Below are 24,858 nucleotides of genomic sequence, written 5' to 3'. Positions count from 1 at the left end.
TAATTGACCTATTCATCTGTATTATCCCTTAAAGGCAGTCTCAGATGAAATGTAAACAATCGATTCCTATGCTGGAGCGTCAAGGTTCCTCCGTGCAGCTCCACAATGTTCCGGGCAATGGAAAGGCCAAGACCGGCGCCGGATTGAATGCCTTCACTGCTTCGGGAATGGTCTACCTTATAAAAACGTTCGAAGAGTTTATGTTCCTGCTCTTCCGTAAGGGGGTTTCCTTTATTTTCGATTTCAATGATGATATGCCGATGATCCGACTTCATCATGACGCGCACGGTCCCCGGTTTTTCCGAGTATTTCAAGGCGTTCATCAGCAGATTATCGATGGCTCTGGCTATCTTTTCACTGTCAATGAGGGTAATAGCAGGAGAGCTGCAAATCTCTTTCACGATGGTGATTTCATTCTCCTGGGCAATCGGCTCAAATTCAAAAAGCAGCTGATCGAGAAGCTGAAGCACGTCGATCGGCTTTAAGTCAAGCCGAGGCTCAGTTGAGGTCAGCCGGGTATATTCAAACAGATCATCGAGCAGTTTTTTTAAATGCACAGCCTTGTTATAAGTGTTTTGCACAAACCGCGTATACTCGTCTTGATCCTGGAAGGAATTTGTTCTTAAAAGCTCGATATAGCCGATAATGCTCGTAAGCGGCGTACGTAAGTCGTGGGAAATTCCCGTGATCATCTCCATCTTGGAGTTCTCCAGTTCCCGCTCCTTTTCAATCTGCTGCTGCAAACGCTGCGCCATCAAATTGATGTTGTGCGCAACCCTTCCGAGCTCGTCTTTCCGACTCACATCCACGCGATAATTTAAATCGCCCTCAGAGATCTTTTGCAGTCCGTGTTCCAGATGAACCAGGTCTTTCACGATCCGCCGTGTCAACATAAAAAAGGTAAGGATAAAGATGATAAAAAAGAGGGGGGTAAGAAAGTAAGGAAAGATATCTCGGAGGACGTTCCATTTCAATATCTTTAAGAATAATAAGATGCAGAAATCATTTATGGCCGTAGCTATGATAAAACTGAGCACCATGCGGATTAAAATATTGATTTGGATCTTTTTCTTCCTTTTTGGCTCCTGTCCATGTTCATTCAATTTTATAGCCAACTCCCCAAACGGTTTTAATGTATTTTGGCTCTCTTGGGCGATCCTCTATTTTTTCCCGTAAATTGCGAATATGAACCATCACGGTATTGTCCGAATAGCCGTACGGCTCTTTCCAGACGCTTTCGTAGATCTTCTCGGAGCTGAATACCTGCCCAGGATGAGTCGCGAGCAGCTCCAGAATGGAAAACTCCAAAGGTGTCAGCGAAATGTGGTTCCCTTTTAAGGTAACGGCATGCTTGGCCTTATCTATGACAAGGTCTTTAAGGATGATTAGAGATTGAAACTCCTCTTTTCCGATTAAGGATTGCCGCCGCAGTTGAGCTTTGACCCGGGCAAGCAGTTCCAGCGGATTAAAGGGTTTGACCATGTAATCATCCGCTCCGGTCGTCAGTCCCGTAATTTTATCGATATCTTCTTCTTTGGCCGACAGCATGATGATGGGGGTGCTGGATATTTCCCTGATTTTCATGCAAGCTTTAATCCCATCCATTCGCGGCATCATCACATCCAGGATGACCAGATGAACTGGGGTTGTGTGGATGATACTCAGCGCTTCCAGACCATCTGCCGCCTCCAGAACATGGTATCCTTCATTGCGTAAATAAACGTGGATGACGTCTCGAATTTCCGGATCGTCGTCTACGACAAGCACGGTGTTCATGGTATGCTGCTCCTTTATTTTCGGATTACGGGTATTATAGCCGTTCAACATTTGCGGCCCATATTTATTCTACATAACCGTCAGGCCGAAACCAATTTCCAAGCAGATCCGGCGCCAAGATGTTTTACAGCATCTCCTTTTTGCGGCAGGTGTAAACAAAAGCCGGAGGGAAGTTGAGGGGGACAAACTCGATGTTTTCAATGGTGAACGCCTTGGCAAACTGCTTTTTCATTTGCAGGGAGTACTGGAAAGCGACAAAAACGCCTCCTGGTTTTAGCGCCTCAACCATTTGATGAAGTAAGGTTTCGCGCATTTCACTCGTGAAATTAAAAAAGGGTAATCCGCTGATAATACAGTCAAGCTGGCCGATGCCTTCTTGATGGATGGTTTTAACGAGCTGGCAGGCATTGGAGTAACACGGGAAATCCGGGTACTCGATCCTTAAGTTATTTCTCATCTTTTTATCTCTTTCGAACAATAACACTTTAGATTCATGTAACTGCGGCTTTATGAAACGTGTGATCGCGCCTGTACCTGATCCGAGTTCCGCAACAGCCTTTACCTCGTTCCAGGGTACGGACTGAACCATTTTAGCGGCAAGGAAGCGGGAACTCGGGATGACGCTCCCTACCCGTTTGGGCTCTTTAAAAAATCCCTGTAAAAATAGCAGATGTTCATTGATGTTCAAGCGGGGTCCCCCCCAATAAAGTGATCGGACAGTTATGAAAAGTTATGATTCATCAAGCTGTATCGCTTGTTGTTGGCATGAACCATCATAACGAAAAAATCTGAGGACTTTATGGGGGGAAATCTAAAGAAAATCTGAAGATTGCAAAGAGGCGTTATTTCGCCCAATGTTCTCCGGCATCCTTTGTTGTATAGGTGAATGTCCGGTTCTCTGTATCACTTACGAATTCTATGGCCAGGCTCCCAGTCTTGCTGTCGGTAGCATCGAATTGAGGTGGGGACACGTTTCCGTATTTAAACCCTTCAGGGATGTCGATGTGTTGCAGGACCCAGCTAATGCCCCCATCTGTCGTTCTGTATAGAGGGACGGATACGCTGCCGTGATAGCTTGCGGCAATCCAGCCATGCTGGGCATCAGCAAAAGTAACGCCGGATACATAACCATCAATCTTATCGGACACGTCGGAAACCAGTGAAAAGGATTGTAATTCGTTGTCTGAAAGGTACAATTTCTTCGTCATTAACCCCGCGCCAGGATCGGAAGTAAGCAAGACCCAGATCTGATTCTTCCCGCCTGTCTCAGCCATCGCCACAAAAATATGATGTTCGGTCATTTTTTGATTGAGGTCGGGGTCCAGCTTCCATGCGGACGATTTCCAGTTTGCTCCCCGATCCGGACTGTAAAAGGTCAATAAGCTGGCTTGGCCGCCTTGAAGGGCGGAATAGATAAACCAACCTTCAGAGCCTGTGGTATGGGCGTAAATCCGTTCGGCATTCTCCGGCACTTGGGCTGGTTCGGGGAAATCCTCAGTTGCTCGAGCTGTTGGTTCACTGCTGCGATTGTCTTTTGTCGTACTTGTTTCTGCTGTGGCATCATCCAGAGTGCCCGAATTGGCATTCTCTAACGCATTTGAATCAGGCTGATCTTGTTCACTTAGCTTGCCTTCGGTTTCGTGTACAGCAGCCACTTGGGGATGAGTTCCGGGATGATCCGTCCCCTGGGAGCAGCCAATAATTCCGGAAAGGAGAGTCATGGTCAGAGCAAGTATAGATAAACGCGGCATCTACATACCTCCTTTTTTAGCGATTATATCCAATGGATGCTCTGAACAAGTAACAGGATGATCATAAAGTTTTAATTTGACATGATTTTTCTGCTGATTTTTCGGGTATTTTTGTTATCCGCGGTAAGGTAAAATTCAAACCATCTATGCAGATCTCATACAGAGGTGAACCCATGAAATACGATAACCCAGTCATCAAAGGGTTTTATCCCGATCCCAGCGTTTGCAAGGTGAACGATACTTATTATCTCGTTTGCAGTTCGATGCAGTATTTTCCCGGCGTCCCTCTTTTTGAAAGCAAGGATTTGATCAACTGGACCCAGATCGGCCATTGTCTGACGCGCAAGAGCCAAATTCAGCTGGATAAGGTCAACAGCTCGGGCGGTGTATTTGCTCCTACCCTGCGGTATAACGGCGGACGGTTCTACATGACCACGACCAACGATACGACGCACCAAAACTTCTATGTATGGACGGACGACATCTACGGAGAATGGTCGGACCCGATCGGTGTGGATCAGGGCGGGATCGATCCGGATTTATATTTTGAAGACGGCAAAGCTTATTTTATGAGCAACGGTGTGGACGATGAAGGCAACGGCGGCATCGTGCAGTGTGAAATTGACATCAAAACCGGACGGAAGCTGACGCCAAGCCGCTGCATCTGGCAGGGGACGGGAGGACGCTATCTCGAAGCCCCGCATTTATACAAAATCGACGGACGCTATTATTTAGTAGCCGCAGAAGGGGGCACCGAGTTTGGCCATATGGTGACCTACGCGCGGGGAGATTCCCCTTCCGGACCGTTTGAACCGTATTCCCATAACCCTGTATTAACCAACCGGAATATGGGCGGCTATGAAGTGCAGGCGGTGGGCCACGGCGATCTCGTTCAAGACGAGAAAGGAAACTGGTGGCTGCTTCACCTCGGATTCCGGCAGATGGGACAGTGGATTCCTTATCATCATCTGGGGCGCGAGGTATTTTTGACACCGGTTACGTTCGGCGAGGACGGCTGGTTCACGGCAGGACATCATGGCACGACGCTGTCGTCCTTTGAAACCGACCGCATTCCGGATGAAGTCGTTCAGCAGGAGAAGAAGCGCTATACTTTTGAAAATATGGAATGGGGCAAGGACTGGTGCTATTTGCGCCATCCGGATCTTGGCAACTACTCGTATGAGCATGGCGTGCTGGAGCTGAGAGGAACCGAGATAACGCTCGATCAAGCGGATTCTCCCACTTTCATCGGAATCCGCCAAAGGGATTTTGAAGCGGTGATTTCCTGCGACGTAAGCCTCACTCAAGGCGAAGCCGGCATTACACTCTATATGGACGAGAACCATCATTACGATTTCGCGATACGTCAAGGCGGAAGCGGGTATGAGGTCATTGAGCGCCTGAATGTTGGGGATATCAAGTCCATCGAGAAAGTTGTCGATTTAAAAAATAGCAGCCGCGCCTCTCTGGTGATCCAAGCCAGCCCTACGCAATACCGGTTCCTTCTGCGAGCGGACGGCCAGGAAATACAGCTTGGCACCGCACAGACGAAATACCTTTCTTCCGAAGTAGCGGGAGGATTTACGGGTGTCATTATCGGTTTGTACGCATACGGCAAAGACGCTGCTGCCCAATTTACGAATTTCACATGCGAATATCTATAATTTTTCAATCGATAGGGAGGGCCGTAAGATTCTCTATCTATTAAAAAACCGACGTGAAAACGTCGGTTTTTTGCTTTTTATATGCGTCGTCACAGGCCTCTTTGGGAAACGGTAGCGCCGGCATGCACCGACGTCGAACGGCGCGGAATAAGGCGGGTTGGCAGCTTGATCTGCCTGTATCCGGGTGAGTCGTTTTCGATCTGCTCGATAATGAGCTTTCCGGCCTCCCGGCCCAATTCCCGTTCCTGCTGCACCACAGCCGTCGGGGGAACGATGCTGAAATCGGGGTATACGACGTCGTCAAAGAAGACCACGGAGAGATCCTCGGGTACCCGCAGTCCCATAGCCAAGGCTGCCTGGATGACATGCGGGCTGAAATTCGAAGAAAGGGCTGCGGTCATATGCCGGTTGGCCTGCAAAAACTGCTGGATCATCTCGATGACCTCTTCGTCGCTATTGTCCATCCCCAAACGGGTCATCTGCAGGCTGCGGTCGATGAGAATGTGGCGGTCTTCCAGTGCCTGCTCGTATCCGGCAAGCCGATCTTCAATACTCGAGGTTCCTTCCGATTTGGTGGAGATAAATCCGATATGCCGATGCCCCAGATCATACAAGTGCTGTACGGCCTGTTGGCCTGCTTCGTAGTTGTTGGAGCTGACCGAGTTGGTCTCCACTCCTTTCAGCAGCCGGTCTAACAGCACCAGCGGAAATCGGTTCAGTGTGAGCGACAGAATTTCGTTATTGTAATTTTCGCCTTCTACGGGATAAATGATCAGTCCGGCGACGCCGGCCTGCTTCATCTCGCGTATTTTCTGGATTTCATACTCCTGGGAGTCATTCGTTTTGGAAAAGAGCAGATGATAGCCTTGCTCCGCTAAGGAATCCTCAATACCGCTGAGCAAATGGGCGGTAAAACGGTTGTCCAAGCGGGGCAGCAAAAAGCCGACGGTCTTGCTCGCCGGCAGTGCCGCTTCGGTCGACAGCGGGGGAAACAGAGCTTCCGTTCTTTGTTCCGACACGAAGGTTCCTTTTCCCTGCATGCGGTATACGATGCCTCTGTCCACGAGGTCGGACAGCGCATTCTTGACCGTAATCCGGCTTACTCCGAATTGATCCGAGAGCTCATTCTCCGAGGGGATCCGGTTCATCGGCTTCCAGTTCCCGCTGCGGATCTGCTCCAGGATATAATTTTCGATTTTTTTATACATGGGAGTAAACTTTTTCGTCATGTTTGGCGCTCCATTCGAGAATAGGTCTGTTTAAAATATATTACAATTATCCAACCCGAACAAGTGTAAAATACAAGTTATTATATCGAATGGTATGTTTTTATAGTTCCTTTCCCTAAATAATCTAGTGAAAAATACGAGTTGTTTCAATGGTTATTCGTGATATTGATCTTATCTCTAAGTAAGTTGTAATAAAAAAATAAACATTTACATTAAAAAATAAGATGTTTATATTGTTATCATAAGTTGAGTCGAACATCGTGAAGGCATCGTGGAAAGAAGGCTGGAAGCGATACGGGGCAAGGGTGGTACTTGTCATATTTTAACAAGGGGGTGGTATCCAAATCCGCCATATTGAAAGGGATTGCAATCCGCAGGATCCTTCAGGAATAAAAACCCATATTAACCGATTAAGCGAAAAGGTGGTTATCCCATGAAAAGAAAAGCAACCTTGATGGTAACGATGCTGTCCGTTCTCTGCTTGTTTGTAAGCGCTTGCTCAGGCGGACAGAAGCAGGAGGGCGGCAGCAGCGCGGAAGGCAGCAAGCATTTGACCATGTGGACCTGGAAGGTCGCTTACACGCCGGGAATCGAAGCGGCAGCCAAGCTGTACGAGGAGAAGACCGGAGTGAAAGTAGATGTCGAGACCTTTACGCCTGACGATACTTACAGACAAAAGTTTCAGGCGGCGGCCAACTCGAAAAATCTCCCCGACGTCGTCAACTGGTGGGCGACAGCGGGCGACTCCATCGAAGGCTCCGTGCTTGAGCTGTCGGGCGAAGTCGGCGACGATGTGCTGAGCAAGTATTATGGTACGGCCATGGATCCGATCAAGGTGACCCAGAGCCAAGTCGATTCCTGGCAGAAGGACAAAAACGCCACGACGGTACAAAAGTCGCTGAAGGCGGGGCAGTTCTACGGACTACCGCTCGATATCGGCGGATTCTTTACCTTTTACGGCAACAAGCAGCTGATCGAGAAGGCGGGGCTTACCGCCGAAGCTCCGAAAACGTGGGAAGAGTTCGTCACGATGATGGAAACGATCAAGAGCAAGACGGGAACACCGGGACTTGTCTTTGGCGCCAAAACGTCCGACCTGTGGGAGAACTGGGCCGGATCCGCGCTGGCGATCATGTATGGCGGGCCTCAATCGTATATTGACCTGCTGGAACGAAAAGCGAAAATGAGCGATCCGGAGCATCTGCCGGTTGTTCAGGCGGTACAGACGCTCGCTGACAAAGACTTGCTGATGCCGGGCATTTTGTCGACGGATATCGACGGCGCGGACCAGGCGTTCGCCGCGGGGAAAGCCGCATTTGACCTTGGCGGTTCGTTCACGATGTCCACGCTGCTCGCGATGGGCATGAAACCGGAGGATATCGTCACGTTCCCTGTACCGCCGATTGACGGCTCGAAAATCACTTCCTGGACGACAGATCCGTTTACGCTGACGATGCTGTCCGTAAACAAAGATTCGAAGAACAAGGATGCCGCGCTTGATTTTATCAAGTATATGACCACGGATCCGGATGCGGCCGTTGCGTTCGCGAATGCGGCCTATACGGTTCCGGCTCTGAATTTGGGCGACCGTGCCAAAGATCTCGATCCGAACCTGAAGGCGATCGTTGACTCGTTCGCCACCGAGCCCGGACCATATTCGGAAGCGCAGCCGGCTATCAACGCTTACCGGGGCAAGAACAAGGAGTGGGAAGTGTATGCCCAGTCCATCCAATCCATGATCGAAAAGAAAATGACGGCCGAGCAGGCTGCGAAAAAATTCGACGATACGATGAAGAGCCTGCAGGCCAGCGGCAACTGATAACCGGCTCTGGCTATATGATGCAAACGGCGGCAGGGACAAGCGCCTTTCCGCCGCTTGCTTAATCCAAATCCAAAGGTGATGGAAGATGATAACAACTAGAAATAAATGGGTACCGTATCTGTTTTTGCTGCCGGGTGTTCTCCTGTTTCTCGCCGTTGGCGTCTATTCGGTCGGCTTCTCGATTCTGCTCAGTTTTTACAACTGGTCGGGGATCGACTTTTCGACGGCCCGCTTTGAAGGCCTTGCTAACTTCAAGCAGTTTCTGCTCGGGGATGACCCGATCGTCACTCAGAACTTTTACAACTCACTGCTGCATAACGTCCTGATCGGTGCAGCCCAGGTCGTTATCGTCATCCCCATCGCGATCGTGCTGGCGTTCGTCCTGCAGAATACGAAGATGGCGTCGCTGTACCGCACGGTGTACTTCCTGCCGATGATCGCATCGGGCGTGGCGATTTTTTATGTATGGAAAGGACTGTTTGAGCCTACCGGCGCTTTTAACTCCCTGTTTCATGCGATCGGACTCGACTTTCTGACCGTACCCGGGGGAATGCTGGGGAGCTCGTCCACGTCGCTGATCGGCATTATTATTACCTCGATATGGGGCGGCCTTCCGGGCACGCTGATTCTGTATTATGCCGGATTAACCTCGATCGATCCTACCTTGTATGAGGCTGCGAACGTTGACGGAGCCAGCAAGCTGACGATGATCACCAAAATCACATGGCCGCTTCTGAAGCCGATTACGCTGATCGCGGTCATCCAGATGGTCAACGGCGCGTTCCAGGCGTTCGAGAACGTGTTCATCATGACTGGCGGCGGACCCTCGGGCAGCTCGGAGGTTATCGGGACGCTCGTGTACCGGACGGCGTTCCTGAATAACGATTACGGACTGGCCAGTGCGATCGGATGGATATCCTTCCTGATTACCGGAGCCATTGCCATGTTCAGTATCCGGTCGTTCAAAGTCGACATTTAGAGGAGGACCCGAGATGGTCAAGACTATCAAACACATCATTCTGGTTTTATACGGGCTGACCTGCGTGTATCCTTTCTTGTGGATGATCGGCACCTCTTTGAAAACATCCCAGGATGCACTGGCCAATCCGCAGTCACCCCTCCCCAAAGGGGCGCCTGAGTGGTCCACGTTTGCAGAAGTGTGGAACAAGCTGAACTTTTACCGCTTTTTCGTCAACAGTGTGGTCGTCAGCATCATCGTCATTATTGGAGTCGTTCTGATTTATACGATGATGGCGTATTCGTTCGCCAAGTTCAGATTTAGAGGCAAAAAATTCGTGTATTACACGTTCATCGCGCTGCTGCTCGTTCCTGGCGTGACGACGCTCATTCCGCTGTATATCAACATGACGAATCTCGGCCTGCAGAACACGTACGTCGGCATGATCCTGCCGATGATTAACGGGGCCGCGCCGTTTGCCATTTTCCTGTTTACGAGCTATTTCCGGACCATATCGCATGAGCTGTACGAGTGCGCCGTTCTGGACGGCTGCGGCAACTTCAAGATCTACTGGCGGGTCTATCTGCCGCTGGCTCTGCCCGCGATCGGAACGATCGCCATCCTGAACTTTATCGGAAGCTGGAACAACATTCTGTGGCCGATGATTATCGTCGACAAGCAGGAGATGTTCACGCTGCCGATGGGGCTGATGTACCTGGATTCCTCCTCATTTAAAAAATGGAACGAGCTGATGGCCGGAGCGCTGATCACCGTCATACCGATCCTGATCGCGTTTCCGTTTATGCAAAAGATGTACGTTAAAGGCATGACCGTCGGTTCGGTCAAAATGTAAAACGCATCATTCATGCCGTACCATCGATAGCGCACTAGAAAACATACAAGAATGGGATGAAAGAGATGACCATAAAAACAGCGCATATTATTGCGCATTCGCATTGGGATAGAGAGTGGTATTTGCCATACGAAAAACACCGGCTGAAGCTGGTCCGCCTGATGGAGGATTTGATCGAGGCCTTCGAGCGGGACCCGGGGTTTGCCAGCTTTCATTTGGACGGCCAATATATCGTCCTGGAGGATTATTTGCAGATGATGCCGCACCGGGCGGAGCAAGTGCGTTCGCTGGTCGAACAGGGAAAGCTGATCGTCGGCCCCTGGTACATTCTTCAGGATGAATTTCTGGTCAGCAGCGAAGCGAATGCGCGCAACCTGCTGATCGGGATCCTCCTTTCGAAAAAGATGGGGGGATACGCGAAAATCGGTTATTTTCCCGACTCCTTCGGCAATATGGGGCAGGCTCCCCAGCTTATTCGCCAGGCGGGCATCGATGTCGCCGTATACGGACGCGGCGTCAAGCCGGTGGGCTTCAACAACGAGGTCCAGTCCGGTAACGAACATACGTCAAAATACTCCGAGATGTACTGGGAATCTCCCGACGGGTCCCGGGTGTTGGCGATCCTGTTCGCCAACTGGTACAACAACGGGATGGAGATTCCGACGGACCCCGAAGCCGCAAAGGCGTATTGGGCGGAAAAGCTGGCAGCCGCCGAAGCATTCGCTTCGGGACCGGAGCTGCTCTTCATGAACGGCTGCGACCACCAGCCGCTGCAGAAGGATCTGTCCAGGGCGCTGCGCACCGCCGGCGAGATGCTGCCGGACGTGGAGTTCCGCCATTCCAGCTTCCCCGAGTATATTGAAGCGCTTCGTCAGGCGAACCCGGATGCCCTCGATGTCGTGCGCGGCGAGCTCCGAAGCCAGTGGACGGACGGGTGGATCACGCTCGTCAATACCGCGTCGGCCCGGGTGTACATCAAACAGCAAAACGTGCGGAGCCAGACCTTGCTGGAAAAGGTGGCCGAGCCGCTCGCCGTCATGGCCCATTTGACCGGTACGGCCTATCCGCGGCACGAACTGCTGTATGCATGGAAGACGCTGCTGCAAAACCATCCGCATGACAGTATTTGCGGCTGCAGCGTTGACGAGGTGCACCGCGAGATGATGACGCGCTTCGCCAAGTCGCAGCAGGTGGCGGAGTCGATCGCTGCGGACAGCGCCGCGGCGGTAGCTGCTGCCGTGGATACCTCCGGCTTTGACCCGGAATCGGCGCGGCCTTTCGTCGTCTTTAACACGTCCGGCCATTCCCGTTCCGGCGCGGTTCGCACGACGGTGGACATAGAGCGCCGCTATTTCGATCATCAGGCTCCGCACGAGAAATACGAAGCGTTCAAAGAAGAGTACCAGGCTTTTGATCCGGAGGAATGGATCGTAACGGACGAAGGAGGCAAGCCCGTTGAGGCTAACATCGAGCCACTCGGCCCGGTATTCGGCTATGGCCTCCCGGATGACCGGTTCCGTCAACCTTATTGGGCTTTTCAGGTGGATGTGGAGCTCTACGTCAAGGACGTTCCAGGGATCGGTTATCGGGCCTACGCCCTTGTCCGCAAGGATTCCCTGGCCAAAGCCGAGTCCGTTTCACCTGCTGCAGGCGGCGTGAACGCAGGCGGCAACGCGATGGAGAACCGTTATCTTCGGGTGGAGATCGCGGAAGACGGCTCCTTTACGCTGTTGGATAAAGTGAATGGCCGGGAGTATGAGGGGCTCGGCATTTACGAGGACACGGGCGACATCGGGAACGAATACATGTACCGGCAGCCGGATGGAGAGGTGCCGCTGACGACGGAGGGCCTTTCGGCGGATATCCGGCTGGTGAAGCATACGCCGCTGGCCGCCGTATACCGGATCGAGCGCGTCTGGAAACTGCCGCTTGGAGCGGATGTGCTGCTGGACGAAGAGATTCGCTCCATGGTCCCTTTCCGGTACCGCAAATCCCGCCGCGTTAGCGAGACGGCCGGGGTGAAGATCGTCACGGAGCTCACCCTGGCCAAGGACAGCCGCTCCGTCGGCATCCGCAGCATGATCGACAACACGGTGAAGGACCACCGCATCCGGATGCTGTTCAAGACCGGACTGGCAGCGGCTCATGTGATGGCGGACTCCATTTATGAAGTGGCGCGGCGCCCGATTCAGCCTGAAGCCGCGTGGAGCAATCCGAGCAACGCCCAGCATCAGAATGCGTTCATCAGCTTGAGCGACGGCCAAGCGGGCCTTACCGTCGCGAATCAGGGACTGAACGAATACGAAGTGCTTCCGGCGCATAACACGATGGCGGTCACGCTTGTGCGCGGCGTCAGAGAGCTTGGGGATTGGGGCGTATTCTCGACGCCCGAAGCGCAGTGCCTGGGAACGCATGTCCTGGAAATGGAGCTGATTTCCCATGATGCCGATGTGATTGAATCGGGCGCATTTATCGAGGCTTATCAATTCCCGGTTCCATGGACGGTTCATCAGACGGGAGTCCACGGCGGCAAGCTGCCGGCGAATCATACGTTCCTCGAATGGGAGGGCGACCGCCTTGCCTTCAGCGCACTCAAGCTGGGCGAGGAGAACGAGGATCTGATGTTCCGGGTATTTAACGTTTCATCGGCAGCCTCGACGGCTCTGTCATTCGCACCTTCATTCCAGGTGAACGGCGTCTATGAGAGCACCATCATTGAACAGCGCGGGGAAGAGATGGGAAGAAACGAGCAAAGCGGGTATACGGCAGAGCTGGGACCGGCAAAAATTCAGACGGTCGGCATTCGTCCGGCTCTGCGATAATATAGTCCATTTTGGGGAGGGGAAAGCGGTATGGCCAAAATAACGGCAGTACGCTGCATTCGAACGAGACATGATGGAAGCTGGGTCATCGTCAAAGTCATGACGGACCAGGACGGATTGCACGGCATCGGCTCGGCCAGCGATATTTACCAGCCGGGAGCCGTGGTCAGTGTCATTGAGGAACTGCTGGCACCGGTGCTTATCGGACGGGATGCCGGCCAGATCGAGGATCTGTGGCAGACGATGTATACGAGCGGTTATTGGCGCAACGGCTCTACGCTCCATACCGCCATGGGCGGTATCGACATGGCGCTGTGGGACATCAAGGGGAAGGAAGCGGGGATGCCCGTGTACCAGCTTCTGGGCGGCGCGGTCCGTTCGGCCGTTCCTTGTTATGCGCATGCTAACGGTGCCACCTACGAGCAGCTGGAGGAAGAGGTGCATGCCTTTCAGGAGCAGGGCTTCGGCGTGATCCGCTGCCAGCTTGGGGGCTACGGCGGAGGCGGATTCGTCCCACCGCAGGGCGTATCGAAATTCCCTCCTGCCAGTGTATTCGATGAAGCCAGCTACATCACGGCGATCCCGGACATGTTCGAGAAGCTGCGTGTAAGGTTCGGCATGAACCTGGGCTTTACGCATGACGTTCACGAGCATCTGACGCCTTCCGGCGCCGTCAGCTTATCGAGAGCGCTGGATCCGTACCGCCTGTTCTTCGTGGAGGACTTGCTGCAATCGGAGCATACGGGATGGTACCGGCGGGTCAAAGAAACGAGCACCACGCCGCAGGCCGTCGGTGAATTGTTTGTTCACCCGCAGGAGTGGCTCCCGCTGGTGCAGGAGCGCTTGATCGACTTTGTCCGGATGCGCGTCTCCAAGGCCGGCGGCATTACCCCATGCCGCAAAATTGCCGCCGTCTGCGAAGCTTTCGGCGTCCGCACTGCGTGGCAGGAAGGCGGGGAGAACGACCCGGTCAACCAAATCGCGGCCGCGCATCTGGACATGGCTACCATGAGCTTCGGCGTACAGGAGATCAACCATTTCCGCAGTGAAGAGAAAGAGGCCTTCCCGGGCCACGCAGTTTTGGAACATGGGCATTTGAAGCTGAACGATAAGCCGGGGCTTGGCATCGATATCGACGAGCATAAGACGGCAGCCCTGGTAAAGGATCAAGGTTCCCTGGCAGCATACCATCACCCATACAAGCTGGACCGCAAGCCGGATGGAACGCTGATTCGTCCGTAAGGTCCGGCCGGAAGGAGGAAAAGATCATGAAGCAAATCGTCGTGACCGGCTCGGAAGGAAAACTGGGCCACTACGTCGTTCAAGAGCTTAACCATGCAGGATACCGGGTCATCGGAACGGATGCCCGCCCGGCAAGCGGGAGAAACCGTTATGCCCGTTATGTCCAGGGGGACTTGACCCAGCTTGGCGAGGTGTACGGTATCTTGGCGGAGTCGGATGCGGTGGTTCACCTGGCTGCCGTGCCGAATCCTATCAACTTTTCGCCGGAGCGGATCTTCGCCAACAATGTCATGGCGACATACAACATCCTGGAGGCTTCTTCGAAGCTAGGCATCCAGCGCGTCGTATTCGGATCGAGCGAATCGGCCTATGGATTCTGCTGGGCGAAGCATCCCTTTCCGCCGCATACGCTCCCCGTTGACGAGGAGCATGTGCTGCTGCCGCAGGAAAGCTACGGTCTGTCCAAGCAGGTGAACGAACAGACGGGCGACATGTTTGCCCGCCGTACCGGCATGGAGATCTATGCTCTCCGCTTCTCTTTGATTCTGGCGCCGAATGAATACGATCGGGAGATCGCGGCCTTCAGCGATACCGCCAGACATCACCGCATTCTATGGAGCTATGTCGACGCGCGCGACGCCGCTTCAGCCTGCCGGCTTGCGCTGGAAGCACCCGTGCAAGGCCAGGCAGAGGCATGCCGTCTGAACATCACATCCAGCGACTTGCTGAGCGATGCAAGCGTCAGCGAGCTGGCAGCCAAGTATTATCCGCAGGTGCCTTTTCCAGGCAAGGACCCAGGTAAGTTGACGGCGCTCGTGTCCAACGCCCGGGCGAAGTCGGTCCTGAACTGGGAGCCTGCTCATTCCTGGAGGAACGCCGGCCGTTAAGGTCGGTTTTCCTTCAGGTTTCATAGATGAAGCAAGCCGCCTGCTGAAAGGGGGAGGTGCCGCAAGCTAAATTGGATACGGGACAAGCTCGGGTGTATTGCCGATGGTTTTTTTGCTGCAAAATTGAAAGCGAATACAATCATGATCCCGCAGCGAAGCAGCGTTGCTTTCGTGCAGCTTGATAAGCAAATCAAGCATGGGAGGAATAATCGTGAACAATCGATTGAGCTTTAGGCGCTTTATCGCGCAAATGACCGTCATCGTGATGGTCGTCTCCTTATTCTGGATGGCCCCGGCTCCACTTAGAGCCGCCGCCGATGGCGAGGATGCAGATGGCGGCAGCCAGCTTCCGCCATACGCCCCGGTAACGGTCACCGATTCCGTATACATTACGCTCGGGGAAACGCCGGAAGGACAAGGCGTAACCGCCCGTCCGGGGGACGGTCCGGAGGAAGGCCTGCAGGTGGGCGAAATGGACGGTAAAACGTACTGGAAGACCAATCAAGCGGTAAATCCGAATGATCCGGCACAGAACATCCTCTACTTTTATTTCAATGTGGATGACGACTTTGCGGGAGATCTTAGCGACCAGGACGTTTTGGTAACGGCCGAATATTATGACCAGGGCAATGGGGATATGGTGCTTCAGTATGATTCCAAGCAGTCCGCTTTTAAGGACGCCCCGCTGTTTTCGTACGAAAATTCGGGGACCTGGAAGACGCATACCTTCAAGCTGAGCGACGCGCGCTTTGAGAACCGCACAAACGGTGCGGATTTCCGGATCGGCGTCACCGGCGCCGGAGCGAAGGCACTGAATCCCGAGCTGTATTTGGCGAAAGTGACCATGACGAAGCAGCCCCGTGAATCGTCGGGGAGCCACGAAACCAAGGTCTATGACACGGTATACCCGACGGACGATATCGTCATTGCCGACCGCAGTGTGACGGATTATGGCGCCAAAGGGGATGGGAGCACGGATGACACCCGCGCCTTCCAGGAAGCGCTGGCCGATGCGGGAAGCCAAGGTGGGGGCGTCGTGTTCGTGCCTTCAGGCACGTACAGGCTGACAAGCGAGCTTGTCGTCCCGACAGGGGTCACGCTCCGCGGCGATTGGGCGAATCCGGAAGCGCAGGGCGGCAAGGTTCTGGGCACCGTTCTTGCTGTCTATGCCGGTAAGGGACAGGAGACAGGCACGAGCTTCATCAAGCTGCAGCCTTCCAGCGGCGTGACGAACCTGTCCATCTGGTATCCGGAACAAAACGCATCCGATCCGTCTCCATATCCGTGGACGATCGAACAGCTACCCGGCGACAGTGCGACCGTCAAGAATGTCACGCTGGTCAATGCTTACCAGGGGATCAAGATCGGACCGGACTGGAACGAGCTGCATTACGTCAAAAATCTCTATGGTACCACGCTGAAGACAGGCATTTTCCTCGATTACACGACGGATATCGGACGGCTGGAGGGGATTCATTTGTCCCCGGATCTCTGGTCTGGATCGGGCCTCGCGGGATCACCCGAACGCGGCGAACTGCATGATTACATGACGGGCCACGCCGAGGGCATCGTGATGGGCCGCTCCGATTGGGAATACATGTCGGACATCCATATTTCCGGATATGAGACGGGCATGCGGATGACGACAAGAACCGGCAGTCTTGAATCAGCCAATGCGCAGCTGTACAAGATCCAGGTCGAGGATTGCCATGTTGCGCTCAAGATCGAGGGTGTCAACAATTACGGCCTGCTGATTTCGGACAGCCGGTTCGAAGCTGGCGCCGGGCAGCATCCGATTGCCATTTACGCGACGCAGGGCTTCAATTCCATTGTTCAGTTTAACGGCGTTACGGTTGGCGGGCACCCCGATCAGGCGGTTCTGAACGAGGGCAGCGGCACCTTATCCTTCGAAAACAGCTCATTCGAAAACTGGGGGGACGGCAGCGAAGACTATGCGATCATCGCACGAGGCGGATCGCTGATACTGGGGGCTTCCAGCTTCGCCAAATCCGATCGCCATCTCCTGCTTGAAGGGAATGTCGGAACGGTAAATTCCATCAACTCGGGATATGACGGCAAGCTGTCCGTAACCAATCACAGCCAGTCGACGGACCTGAATATCCGCCAAGACGACAAGTATGTCCTGGACCGCCTTCCTGAGGTGCCCTCCGTGGATATCGCCGCACGTCCCAAGCCGGCGACGAGCAGATTGTTTAATGTGGTGAATGCTCCGTACTCCGCTGATCCGACCGGGAATGAGGATGCCTCCCAGGCGATCCAGCAGGCTCTAAGCGATGCCGGTGACGCTGGCGGCGGCACGGTGTATATGCCGGCCGGGATTTACCGGGTCGAGCAGCCGCTGGTTGTACCGACAGGCGTAGAATTGCGCGGCAACTTTGATGTTCCGCATCATACGATTGGCGGCGGCACGGTCATTTTTACGAACTACGGGGAAAATGAAGCGGACGCCCCGGCGTTGATCCAGTTAAAAGCGTTGGCGGGCCTCCGCGGGATATCCGTATATTACGACCATCAAACCTGGACCGAAGCGAATCCGGTCAAGCCTTACCCATGGACCGTTCAAGGCCAAGGGAAGGACGTTTACCTTATTGATACGACGCTGGTCAATCCATACCAGGCCGTCGATTTTGGAACATACGATACGAGCGGGCATTACATCGATTACGTGGCAGGTTCCCCGCTGAAGGAAGGGATTTACCTGGGCGGAGGTGCGCAGGGCGGATACTTGCGGAACGTCCAGTTCAATCCGCATTATTACGGGCGCAGCAATTACCCGAACCATCCATCCACCGGCGCGGACTCCGACATGGTCTGGAGTTACCAGAAGGACCATCTGGATGCTTTCCGCATCGGCAACGTGAAACAGGAGACCATTTTTAACACATTCGTCTTCGGTTCGAAGTTCGGCATCCATTTCGAAGGACAGGACGGGCAGGGCCCTGAAGCCGTCGTGATCGGCCACGGCACGGACGGAAGCAAAAAAGGAGCCGTGCTGGAAGGCGCGGACAAGGCGGGACTCCAGTTCATCAACACGGAGCTGGTCTCGATCAGCACGACCGACAAAGTCTACGTTGAGGTCGGCAAAGACTTCGGCTCCAAAGCGGTGTTTTTCAATTCTTCGATGTGGGGCGATACAAACCGTTCCTTCGATATCTTCGGGGGCACCGTGCGGATTCAGCAGGCCAACTTCACCAAAGTCGGCGACATCGGCATTAACGCCGTCGGCGGTAACATCGGACTGTACGATTCCTATTTCCAGCAGTCCCAAACGACCCATGTGTATGCCGGGCCGAGCATCGACAAGATGGTCGTATCCAACAACCTGGCCAGCGGGGGACTTCTAATTCAGAACGATGCGCCGGGCAAAGTGTCGGGAAGCAATCTCTATCCTGTGACGCTGAAGTTAGAGAAGGCACCCTTCGATCCTTCACACCCGGAAAATACAGGAACGGTGCTGTCGATAACCAATGCGGCCGGAGCTGGAACGCTGAAGGGACAAATCGAATGGGTCAGTCCCGGCATGTACCAGGAGGCGCTGAAGTCGATCCGTTTTGAGGAGCTGAAGCAGGGGGAAACCCGCAGTGTGGCCATCCCTTACTTATCAGCCGATTCCCTGAAGTTCAGGGTTGCGCTGGATAACGGGGAACGTTATGAAACTTCAGTCAAGCTGTCCCAGTCCTTCGCATCGCGGAGCGGGGCAGCGGACCACACGCCAACCATTGAAGTGTCTGGTCCGGAGCATTACTACAGCGTTGGCGGAAGCTGGGGGGGCGCCGATGATCTCGGGCTCACCTCCAAGGTCACCTGGGATGAAGCCCACTTGTACGTTAACGTAGATGTCAAGGACAATGTCCACAGCCAGACGTTTACCAACGGCGATATATGGCAGGGCGACAGCCTGCAGGTCGGTATCGACCTGGCGAAGGAAGATGGCGCGGCCAGCCGCCAGGTGAATGAGCTCGGGTTTGCGCTGAACGAGGACGGCAGCGTGCAGAAATGGAGATGGCGTGCTCCGGATGGGGTCACACCGGGTCCGCTGGAATCCGTTCAGGCGGTCGTTACCCGCGACGAAGCGGCCAAGGTGACGCATTATGAGCTGACCCTTCCGTTTCAGGCGCTTCACGGCGCCGGGTACAACTTCCATCCCGATAAACCGATAGGGCTTGCGCTGCTCGTCAACGAAAATGACGGGGACGGCCGTTCCGGATTCATGGAGTTTAACGGAGGTATCGGCGCGAGCAAGGATGCCGGATTATTCGGCAATTTGTACCTCCTCCAGAACGACTATGTGAAGCTGCTGGAGAAATCCGCCCAAGCCAGCGTGAAGTTGGCCATGCAAAAGAAAGAGGTCAGCACCGTCGATGCTGCTGCCAATTTCGTGCTTCTCCTGCCGGATAGCGGACTGAAGAAATCCTTGCAGGCCCGGCTCGCTGCCATTGGTTCGAAGCTTGGGACAGTTCCGGGCGGAGAGGGACATCCGGGAGGACCGGGATCGAATGGAGGAGGGAATTCCGGTTCTGGTGTACCGCTTGTATAATCTGCTGCCTTAGGACAAACTGGCACTTGTATGCCTGTGCACAGCATCGCTTTCGAGCGATCGTGCATAGGCTTTTTTGCGTCTGGGGTGATCGTGGCGATTCCCGCATCCAGCAATTTCGGGGCCAGCCGCACTCTAAACGCAGGACACGTTAAAAATGGACTGCAAACATTAATTCCGCCTCATTTTGGCCCTGTTATGAATGCGCTACCATTGAAGTAGAAACGGCAGTTAGATAGCGTGAGGTGAGAACGGTGGGAAGCATCACATTTAATCATGTATTCAAACGGTACAAGGGCGAATCCCGCCCCGCCGTGAACGACTTCCATTTGTCCATTGAAGAAGGGGAATTTCTTGTTCTGGTCGGACCTTCCGGCTGCGGCAAATCGACGACGCTGCGCATGCTTGCGGGGCTTGAGGAGATCAGCAGCGGCGAGCTGTATTTGGACGGCAGATTCATCAATTATGTCTCCCCGAAGGACCGCGATATCGCGATGGTTTTTCAGAATTATGCCCTGTATCCCAATCTGTCCGTTTATGAAAATATCGCCCTTGGCCTAAAGCTCCGCAAGACGGCGAAGCATGAAATCGATGTGCGCGTGAAGCGGGTGGCGTCCATCCTGGAAATCGCCCATCTGCTGGACCGCAAGCCGAGTCAGCTGTCCGGCGGCCAGAAGCAGCGGGTCGCGCTCGGCAGGGCGATCGCCCGTGAGCCTCAGGTGTTTCTGATGGACGAACCGCTGTCCAATCTCGATGCCAAGCTGCGCGCGCAGACCCGGGCCGAGCTGATCAAGCTGCAGAGCGACCTGAAACGGACGACGGTGTATGTCACCCACGACCAGGTCGAGGCGATGACGATGGGCACCCGCATCGTGGTGATGAAGGACGGGGTCATTCAGCAGGTAGCCGCCCCGCGCGCATTGTACGACGAACCGGCCAATGTGTTTGTCGCCGGATTCATCGGTTCGCCTCAGATGAACTTTTTGAACGGTACCATCGAGAAAAGCGACGGAGACTACTATTTTTCCAACAAACGGATGAGGCTGCTCCTGCCTGAGGCCACTGGCAGAAATTTTGAGCGGGCCCCGAAAACCGTTCGCAGCGTCATCTTAGGCGTGCGGCCGGAACACGTCATCCTGAAGCGCGGCAGCACGGAGGAAGCCGGCTTCATCACCGGGCTTGTGCAAATGACGGAAGCCACCGGCGCGGATTCCTATGTTTACGTGCAAATCGGCTCCTATCCATTGATCGCCCGTACCGATCCTGAACAGACGTACGCCGCCGGGGACGTGGTCTCTGTAGGCTTGCAGATGCACAAAATCCACTTTTTCGATGAGAGTACGGAGGAATTGGTGGGGAGAGGTGAGGCATGAAGAAACGCACCTTGCCCCGCTTCGCGCGCATTTCCCTGAGACTGCTGATCATTGCCGCACTTCTGTTCGGACTTGTCCGCTGGCTCTCAGCCGATGAGCCTGTGATTTACTCCACCAGCGTCACCGCCGCCGACCTGCTTGATCTGGCAAGCAAGGAAGGCGAGCTCCCTTACGCCCAGCTCATGAAGGGGCCGGAAGGTGAATATGCCGCTGCGGAAGAGAGGTCCATTCGGCTCGATCCGGTCAATTACAAGGCGGCATCCACCGATGCGGACCTGGCCAAGGAGGCCGAGAGCGGTCGAAGCATGCTGAGCTGGAGCAACGAATCCGGCTGGGTGGAATGGACCTTTACGGTCCCCGAGGCTGGCTGGTATGAGCTCCATTTGGACTATAAGGCGCTGCCGGGCAGCGGAAGCTCCGTGATCCGCGGGGCCATGATCGACGGACAATACCCCTTCGCGGAATCAGAGCGCATCGAGCTGGAACGGATGTGGAAGGACGCGAAGTATCCATACGAAGTCAACGAAATCGGGATGCAGGTCCGTCCCCAGCAGATTGAACTCCCCGAATGGACGGACAAGGCGGCAAGCGATTATTCGGCTTCTTCCCGGCCGTTTCTGTACCGGCTTGAGCCCGGGCAGCACACGCTCCGGTTGACCGGAGAGAGGGGGGCGGTCGCGATCCGGGACATCTATTTCCGGACCCAGCAGCCGATCGCGGCCTATGCGGAATACGTCAAGCAGCAGCCCGCCATGAAGGACCAAGAGAGCTGGTTCAAGCAGACGGAAGCCGAGCAGTTCCAGCGCAAGTCGAGCCTGTCCATTCAGACGGACCGCTGGTCGGAGCCGTACATTTCACCGGATCCCAAGGGCCGCATCACCTATAACGTGCTCGGAGGGAACCGTTGGAAGCAGCCGGGCGAGTGGGTGGAGTGGAGCTTTGAGGTTCCGGCCGACGGCTGGTACGTCATCGATCTGAAAAACTTCCAAAACTACAGATCAGGATTCAAAGCGTATCGGACGATCGAAATCGACGGAAAAGTCCCGTTCGAGGAGCTGCTTCATTACGGTCTGGCGTATCACAAGGAATTTGAAATCTCGGCGATATCGGATGCGGAAGGCAGGCCCTATCAGTTTTACCTGAACAAAGGGACCCACACGATGCGAATGACGGCCGATTCAAGCACGATGCAGCCGATTCTGATCGCACTGAAGGATACCCTGGCGCAAATTTCGGATTTCGACCGCCATATCCGGCTCATCACCGGCAATTACAGCAAAAGCGCCTCGGATGCCAACCTGGATGCCAGCCGTACCTGGGACATGAATAAATACGATCCCAATGCGGGCAAAACGCTTCAATCCTTGATCGACCGCCTGAAGCTGATCCGGGACTACATTAACCGCGTCAATGAAGGCAGCTCCGACCTGTCGCAAGCGATTGCTTCAGCGGTGAGCATGCTGGAAGAGATGACGGCCGACGTCAACAACGTTCCGAACAAGGTGAATGACTTCTCCACGATCCAGGCCAACATCGGCACCTGGATGTCCACGCTGACCCAGCAGCCGCTGATGCTCGATTATTTCGTGGTACGGACGCCGGATGCCCGAACCGGCCTCAAAGAGCCAACGGCGCTCTCCCGGATTCCGTATTCCATCGCAGACTTCGCCCGTTCCTTTACGATGGATTACGACCTGGACGGGGAGAAGAAGGACGGGGCGCTGGAGATCTGGGTCGGCCGCGGCCGCGATTACGTTGATGAGCTGCGGGAGCTGGTGAGCCAGGATTTCACGCCGAAAACGGGGATTCAGGTCAACATTAATCTTATGCCGAATCCCAACATGCTGATTCTGGGCAATGCCGCCGGCGACGTGCCCGACGTGGCGCTTGGGCTGGCAGAGGCCACACCGGCTGATTATGCGATGCGGGACGCCGTTCAGGACCTGTCCTCCTATCCGGGATTCGCCGATGTCATGAAACGCTTCATACCGGGCGCAACGAGGGCCCTGACTTACAACGGCGGCACTTACGGCCTGCCGGAGGTGCAGAACTTCCAGCTGCTGTTTTACCGCTCGGATATTTTCGAGAGCCTGGGGTTGAAGGCCCCGGACACTTGGGACGACGTGTTTGACATCCTGCCGACGCTGCAGGAGAACGGCATGACGATGAATGTTCCGAAGGCGGATTTCGCCACCCTCTTTCTCGAAAACGGCGCATCGCCGTATACGCCCGACGGGCTGAAGTCCAGCCTGTTCAGCGAATCGGGGCAAAAGGCATTCAAGCAGTGGACGCAGCTGTACACCAAATTCAACCTGCCGATCGACATACCGGCATTCTTCCAGCATTTCCGTGACGGGGATATCCCGATCGGCATATCCGACTTCAACACGTACGTGCAGCTGCAGGTGGCTGCGCCTGAGATCACGGGGCACTGGAAAGTTGCGCCCCTGCCGGGGATCAAGCAGCCGGACGGTCAAGTGGCCCGCTGGTCGCCGCAAGGACTGTCCACGGCCATGATCATGAAGAAGAGCGACAAGAAGGATGCGGCCTGGCAGTTTCTGAAATGGTGGACTTCCGCGGATGTCCAGTCGAGGTATGCCGGGGATATGGAGTCGTACTACGGCATCGAGTACCGCTGGAATACGGCCAATGTCGAGGCGATGAAGTCGCTGAGCTGGCCGTCCGAAGACCTGAAAGCGATCCGGGAACAGGCTCGCTGGGCGGCGAACCTGCCCAATGTTCCAGGATACTACTTCCTGGCCCGTGAAATGGATTTCGCCTGGAACAAGACGGTATTTGACGGCGTGCCGGCGAGCGAATCGCTGGAAGAGGCCAGCCTGTCGCTGCAGCGGGAGATGGACCGCAGGCAGCGGAATTTCGGCATTGCGGGAGGAAACTTGCGCGTGCCGCAGATTACCGAACCTTTTAACTGGGAGGAGGCTAAGCCGTGAAACCAGAAGTTACGCCCGCTTTGCCCGCCGCGAAGCCGCCATCCCCGGTAGCGGTCAAGCTGAAACGGTTTGTACTGGATTTGAAGAAGGATGCGTTCTGCTACGCGTTCCTGGCTCCTTTTCTCATCTGCTTTCTCGTCTTTATCGTCATTCCGGTCGTGATGGCTGCGACGCTCAGCTTCACGTCCTACGACGGATTCAGCAAGCTGCATTTTATCGGCTTTGACAACTTTATCGCGCTGTTTACGCAGGACATTATTTTTCTGACCAAGGCGCTTCCGAACACGTTCGTATTCGCGCTGATCGTCGGACCGGGCGGGTATATGCTGTCTTTCCTGTTTGCCTGGCTCATTCATCAGCTGCCGATGAAGGTGCGCGATTATTACACGCTGGTGTTCTATGCGCCGTCGATGGCGGGCGGCGTGGCGCTGACGGTCGTCTGGATTGCCGCTTTCAGCGGCGACCGCGTCGGCTATTTGAACAACTTCCTGCTGAATATGGGCTGGATCGATTCCCCGGTAACTTGGCTGCAGGATCCGAAGTACCTGCTGAACATCATGATTCTGGTATCCCTCTGGATGAGCTTCAGCGTAGGATTTCTGGCGATGCTGGCGGGTCTGCAGACGGTCAACCGGGAGCTGTATGAAGCTGGACGGATCGACGGGATATCGAACCGGCTGCAGGAAGTGTTCTACATTACCGTGCCGTCCATGAAACCGCAAATGCTGTTCAGCGCCGTCATGACGATCGTTTCGACCCTGAAGGCCGGCAGCATTTCAACCCAGTTGACCGGGATGGCGATTACGCCGCAGTACGCGGGGCACCTCATCATCAACCATGTCGACGATTACGCGTTCATCCGGTTCGAACTCGGCTATGCTTCAGCGGTTTCAGTTATTTTGCTGCTCCTCAGTTACTTCGTGATGAGGTTTGCCTACCGGATGTTTAACTCGAAGGAGGAACTGTAAGCCC

16 protein-coding genes are annotated in these 24,858 nt (G+C 54.5%); 11 read left to right on the top strand and 5 right to left on the bottom strand.

Annotation, left to right across the window (positions count from 1 at the left end):
• Nucleotides 1-8: 8 nt before the first annotated feature.
• The 4 genes from GCU45_RS13660 to GCU45_RS13645 all read right to left on the bottom strand — a co-directional run bounded on the left by GCU45_RS13660 (nt 9) and on the right by GCU45_RS13645 (nt 3,527).
• Complete coding sequence (locus GCU45_RS13660; RefSeq protein WP_152399343.1) at nt 9-1,103, bottom strand: sensor histidine kinase; 1,095 nt, start codon at nt 1,101-1,103, stop codon at nt 9-11.
• On the bottom strand, nt 1,096-1,776 hold the full coding sequence (locus tag GCU45_RS13655; protein ID WP_152399342.1) for a response regulator transcription factor: 681 nt from the start codon (nt 1,774-1,776) through the stop codon (nt 1,096-1,098). Before GCU45_RS13655 ends, GCU45_RS13660 begins: the two co-directional genes overlap by 8 nt.
• A gap of 124 nt (nt 1,777-1,900) precedes the next feature.
• Complete coding sequence (locus GCU45_RS13650; RefSeq protein ID WP_152399341.1) at nt 1,901-2,464, bottom strand: class I SAM-dependent methyltransferase; 564 nt, start codon at nt 2,462-2,464, stop codon at nt 1,901-1,903.
• A gap of 154 nt (nt 2,465-2,618) precedes the next feature.
• A complete protein-coding gene (locus tag GCU45_RS13645; protein WP_152399340.1) occupies nt 2,619-3,527 on the bottom strand; it encodes a WD40/YVTN/BNR-like repeat-containing protein in 909 nt (302 codons plus the stop codon).
• Nucleotides 3,528-3,700: 173 nt separating this feature from the next.
• Here GCU45_RS13645 and GCU45_RS13640 point away from each other — a divergent pair, with 173 nt between their 5' ends.
• The gene (locus tag GCU45_RS13640; protein WP_152399339.1) at nt 3,701-5,191 is read left to right on the top strand and encodes a glycoside hydrolase family 43 protein; all 1,491 of its coding nucleotides are present in this window, start codon (nt 3,701-3,703) and stop codon (nt 5,189-5,191) included.
• An 89-nt stretch (nt 5,192-5,280) separates the two neighbouring features.
• Here GCU45_RS13640 and GCU45_RS13635 read toward each other — a convergent pair whose 3' ends face one another.
• A complete protein-coding gene (locus GCU45_RS13635; protein WP_152399338.1) occupies nt 5,281-6,420 on the bottom strand; it encodes a GntR family transcriptional regulator in 1,140 nt (379 codons plus the stop codon).
• Between the two features lie 433 nt (nt 6,421-6,853).
• Between GCU45_RS13635 and GCU45_RS13630 the strand changes: the two genes are divergently transcribed.
• The 10 genes from GCU45_RS13630 (at nt 6,854) to GCU45_RS13585 (ending at nt 24,854) form a co-directional block, all read left to right on the top strand.
• On the top strand, nt 6,854-8,239 hold the full coding sequence (locus tag GCU45_RS13630) for an ABC transporter substrate-binding protein (protein WP_145161243.1): 1,386 nt from the start codon (nt 6,854-6,856) through the stop codon (nt 8,237-8,239).
• Between the two features lie 88 nt (nt 8,240-8,327).
• Nucleotides 8,328-9,221: a carbohydrate ABC transporter permease gene (locus tag GCU45_RS13625; protein ID WP_152399337.1), complete on the top strand. Its 894-nt coding sequence runs from the start codon at nt 8,328-8,330 to the stop codon at nt 9,219-9,221.
• Nucleotides 9,222-9,234: 13 nt separating this feature from the next.
• A complete protein-coding gene (locus GCU45_RS13620) occupies nt 9,235-10,053 on the top strand; it encodes a carbohydrate ABC transporter permease (protein ID WP_076172898.1) in 819 nt (272 codons plus the stop codon).
• A gap of 65 nt (nt 10,054-10,118) precedes the next feature.
• A complete protein-coding gene (locus tag GCU45_RS13615; RefSeq protein ID WP_152399336.1) occupies nt 10,119-12,875 on the top strand; it encodes an alpha-mannosidase in 2,757 nt (918 codons plus the stop codon).
• Nucleotides 12,876-12,905: 30 nt separating this feature from the next.
• Nucleotides 12,906-14,117, top strand: a complete 1,212-nt coding sequence (locus GCU45_RS13610) for an enolase C-terminal domain-like protein (protein ID WP_152399335.1) — start codon at nt 12,906-12,908, stop codon at nt 14,115-14,117.
• A gap of 26 nt (nt 14,118-14,143) precedes the next feature.
• Nucleotides 14,144-15,004 (top strand): NAD-dependent epimerase/dehydratase family protein, encoded by an 861-nt coding sequence (locus tag GCU45_RS13605; RefSeq protein WP_105445625.1) that lies wholly within the window; start codon nt 14,144-14,146, stop codon nt 15,002-15,004.
• A gap of 211 nt (nt 15,005-15,215) precedes the next feature.
• Nucleotides 15,216-19,562 (top strand): glycosyl hydrolase family 28-related protein, encoded by a 4,347-nt coding sequence (locus tag GCU45_RS13600; RefSeq protein WP_280117542.1) that lies wholly within the window; start codon nt 15,216-15,218, stop codon nt 19,560-19,562.
• A gap of 254 nt (nt 19,563-19,816) precedes the next feature.
• Nucleotides 19,817-20,935 carry an ABC transporter ATP-binding protein gene (locus GCU45_RS13595; protein ID WP_152399334.1) on the top strand — a complete coding sequence of 373 codons (1,119 nt, stop codon included), beginning with the start codon at nt 19,817-19,819 and terminating at the stop codon, nt 20,933-20,935.
• Complete coding sequence (locus GCU45_RS13590) at nt 20,932-23,886, top strand: extracellular solute-binding protein (protein WP_152399333.1); 2,955 nt, start codon at nt 20,932-20,934, stop codon at nt 23,884-23,886. The genes GCU45_RS13595 and GCU45_RS13590 overlap by 4 nt, the downstream gene beginning before the upstream one ends.
• Complete coding sequence (locus GCU45_RS13585) at nt 23,883-24,854, top strand: carbohydrate ABC transporter permease (protein ID WP_244364560.1); 972 nt, start codon at nt 23,883-23,885, stop codon at nt 24,852-24,854. Before GCU45_RS13590 ends, GCU45_RS13585 begins: the two co-directional genes overlap by 4 nt.
• Nucleotides 24,855-24,858: the final 4 nt, after the last annotated feature.

Source organism: Paenibacillus cellulositrophicus, from assembly GCF_009363095.1.
Classification (GTDB): Bacteria; Bacillota; Bacilli; order Paenibacillales; family Paenibacillaceae; genus Paenibacillus_AQ; species Paenibacillus_AQ favisporus.
Note: the sequence above shows the minus strand (reverse complement) of the source record. Positions and strands in the feature narration are given on the sequence as shown.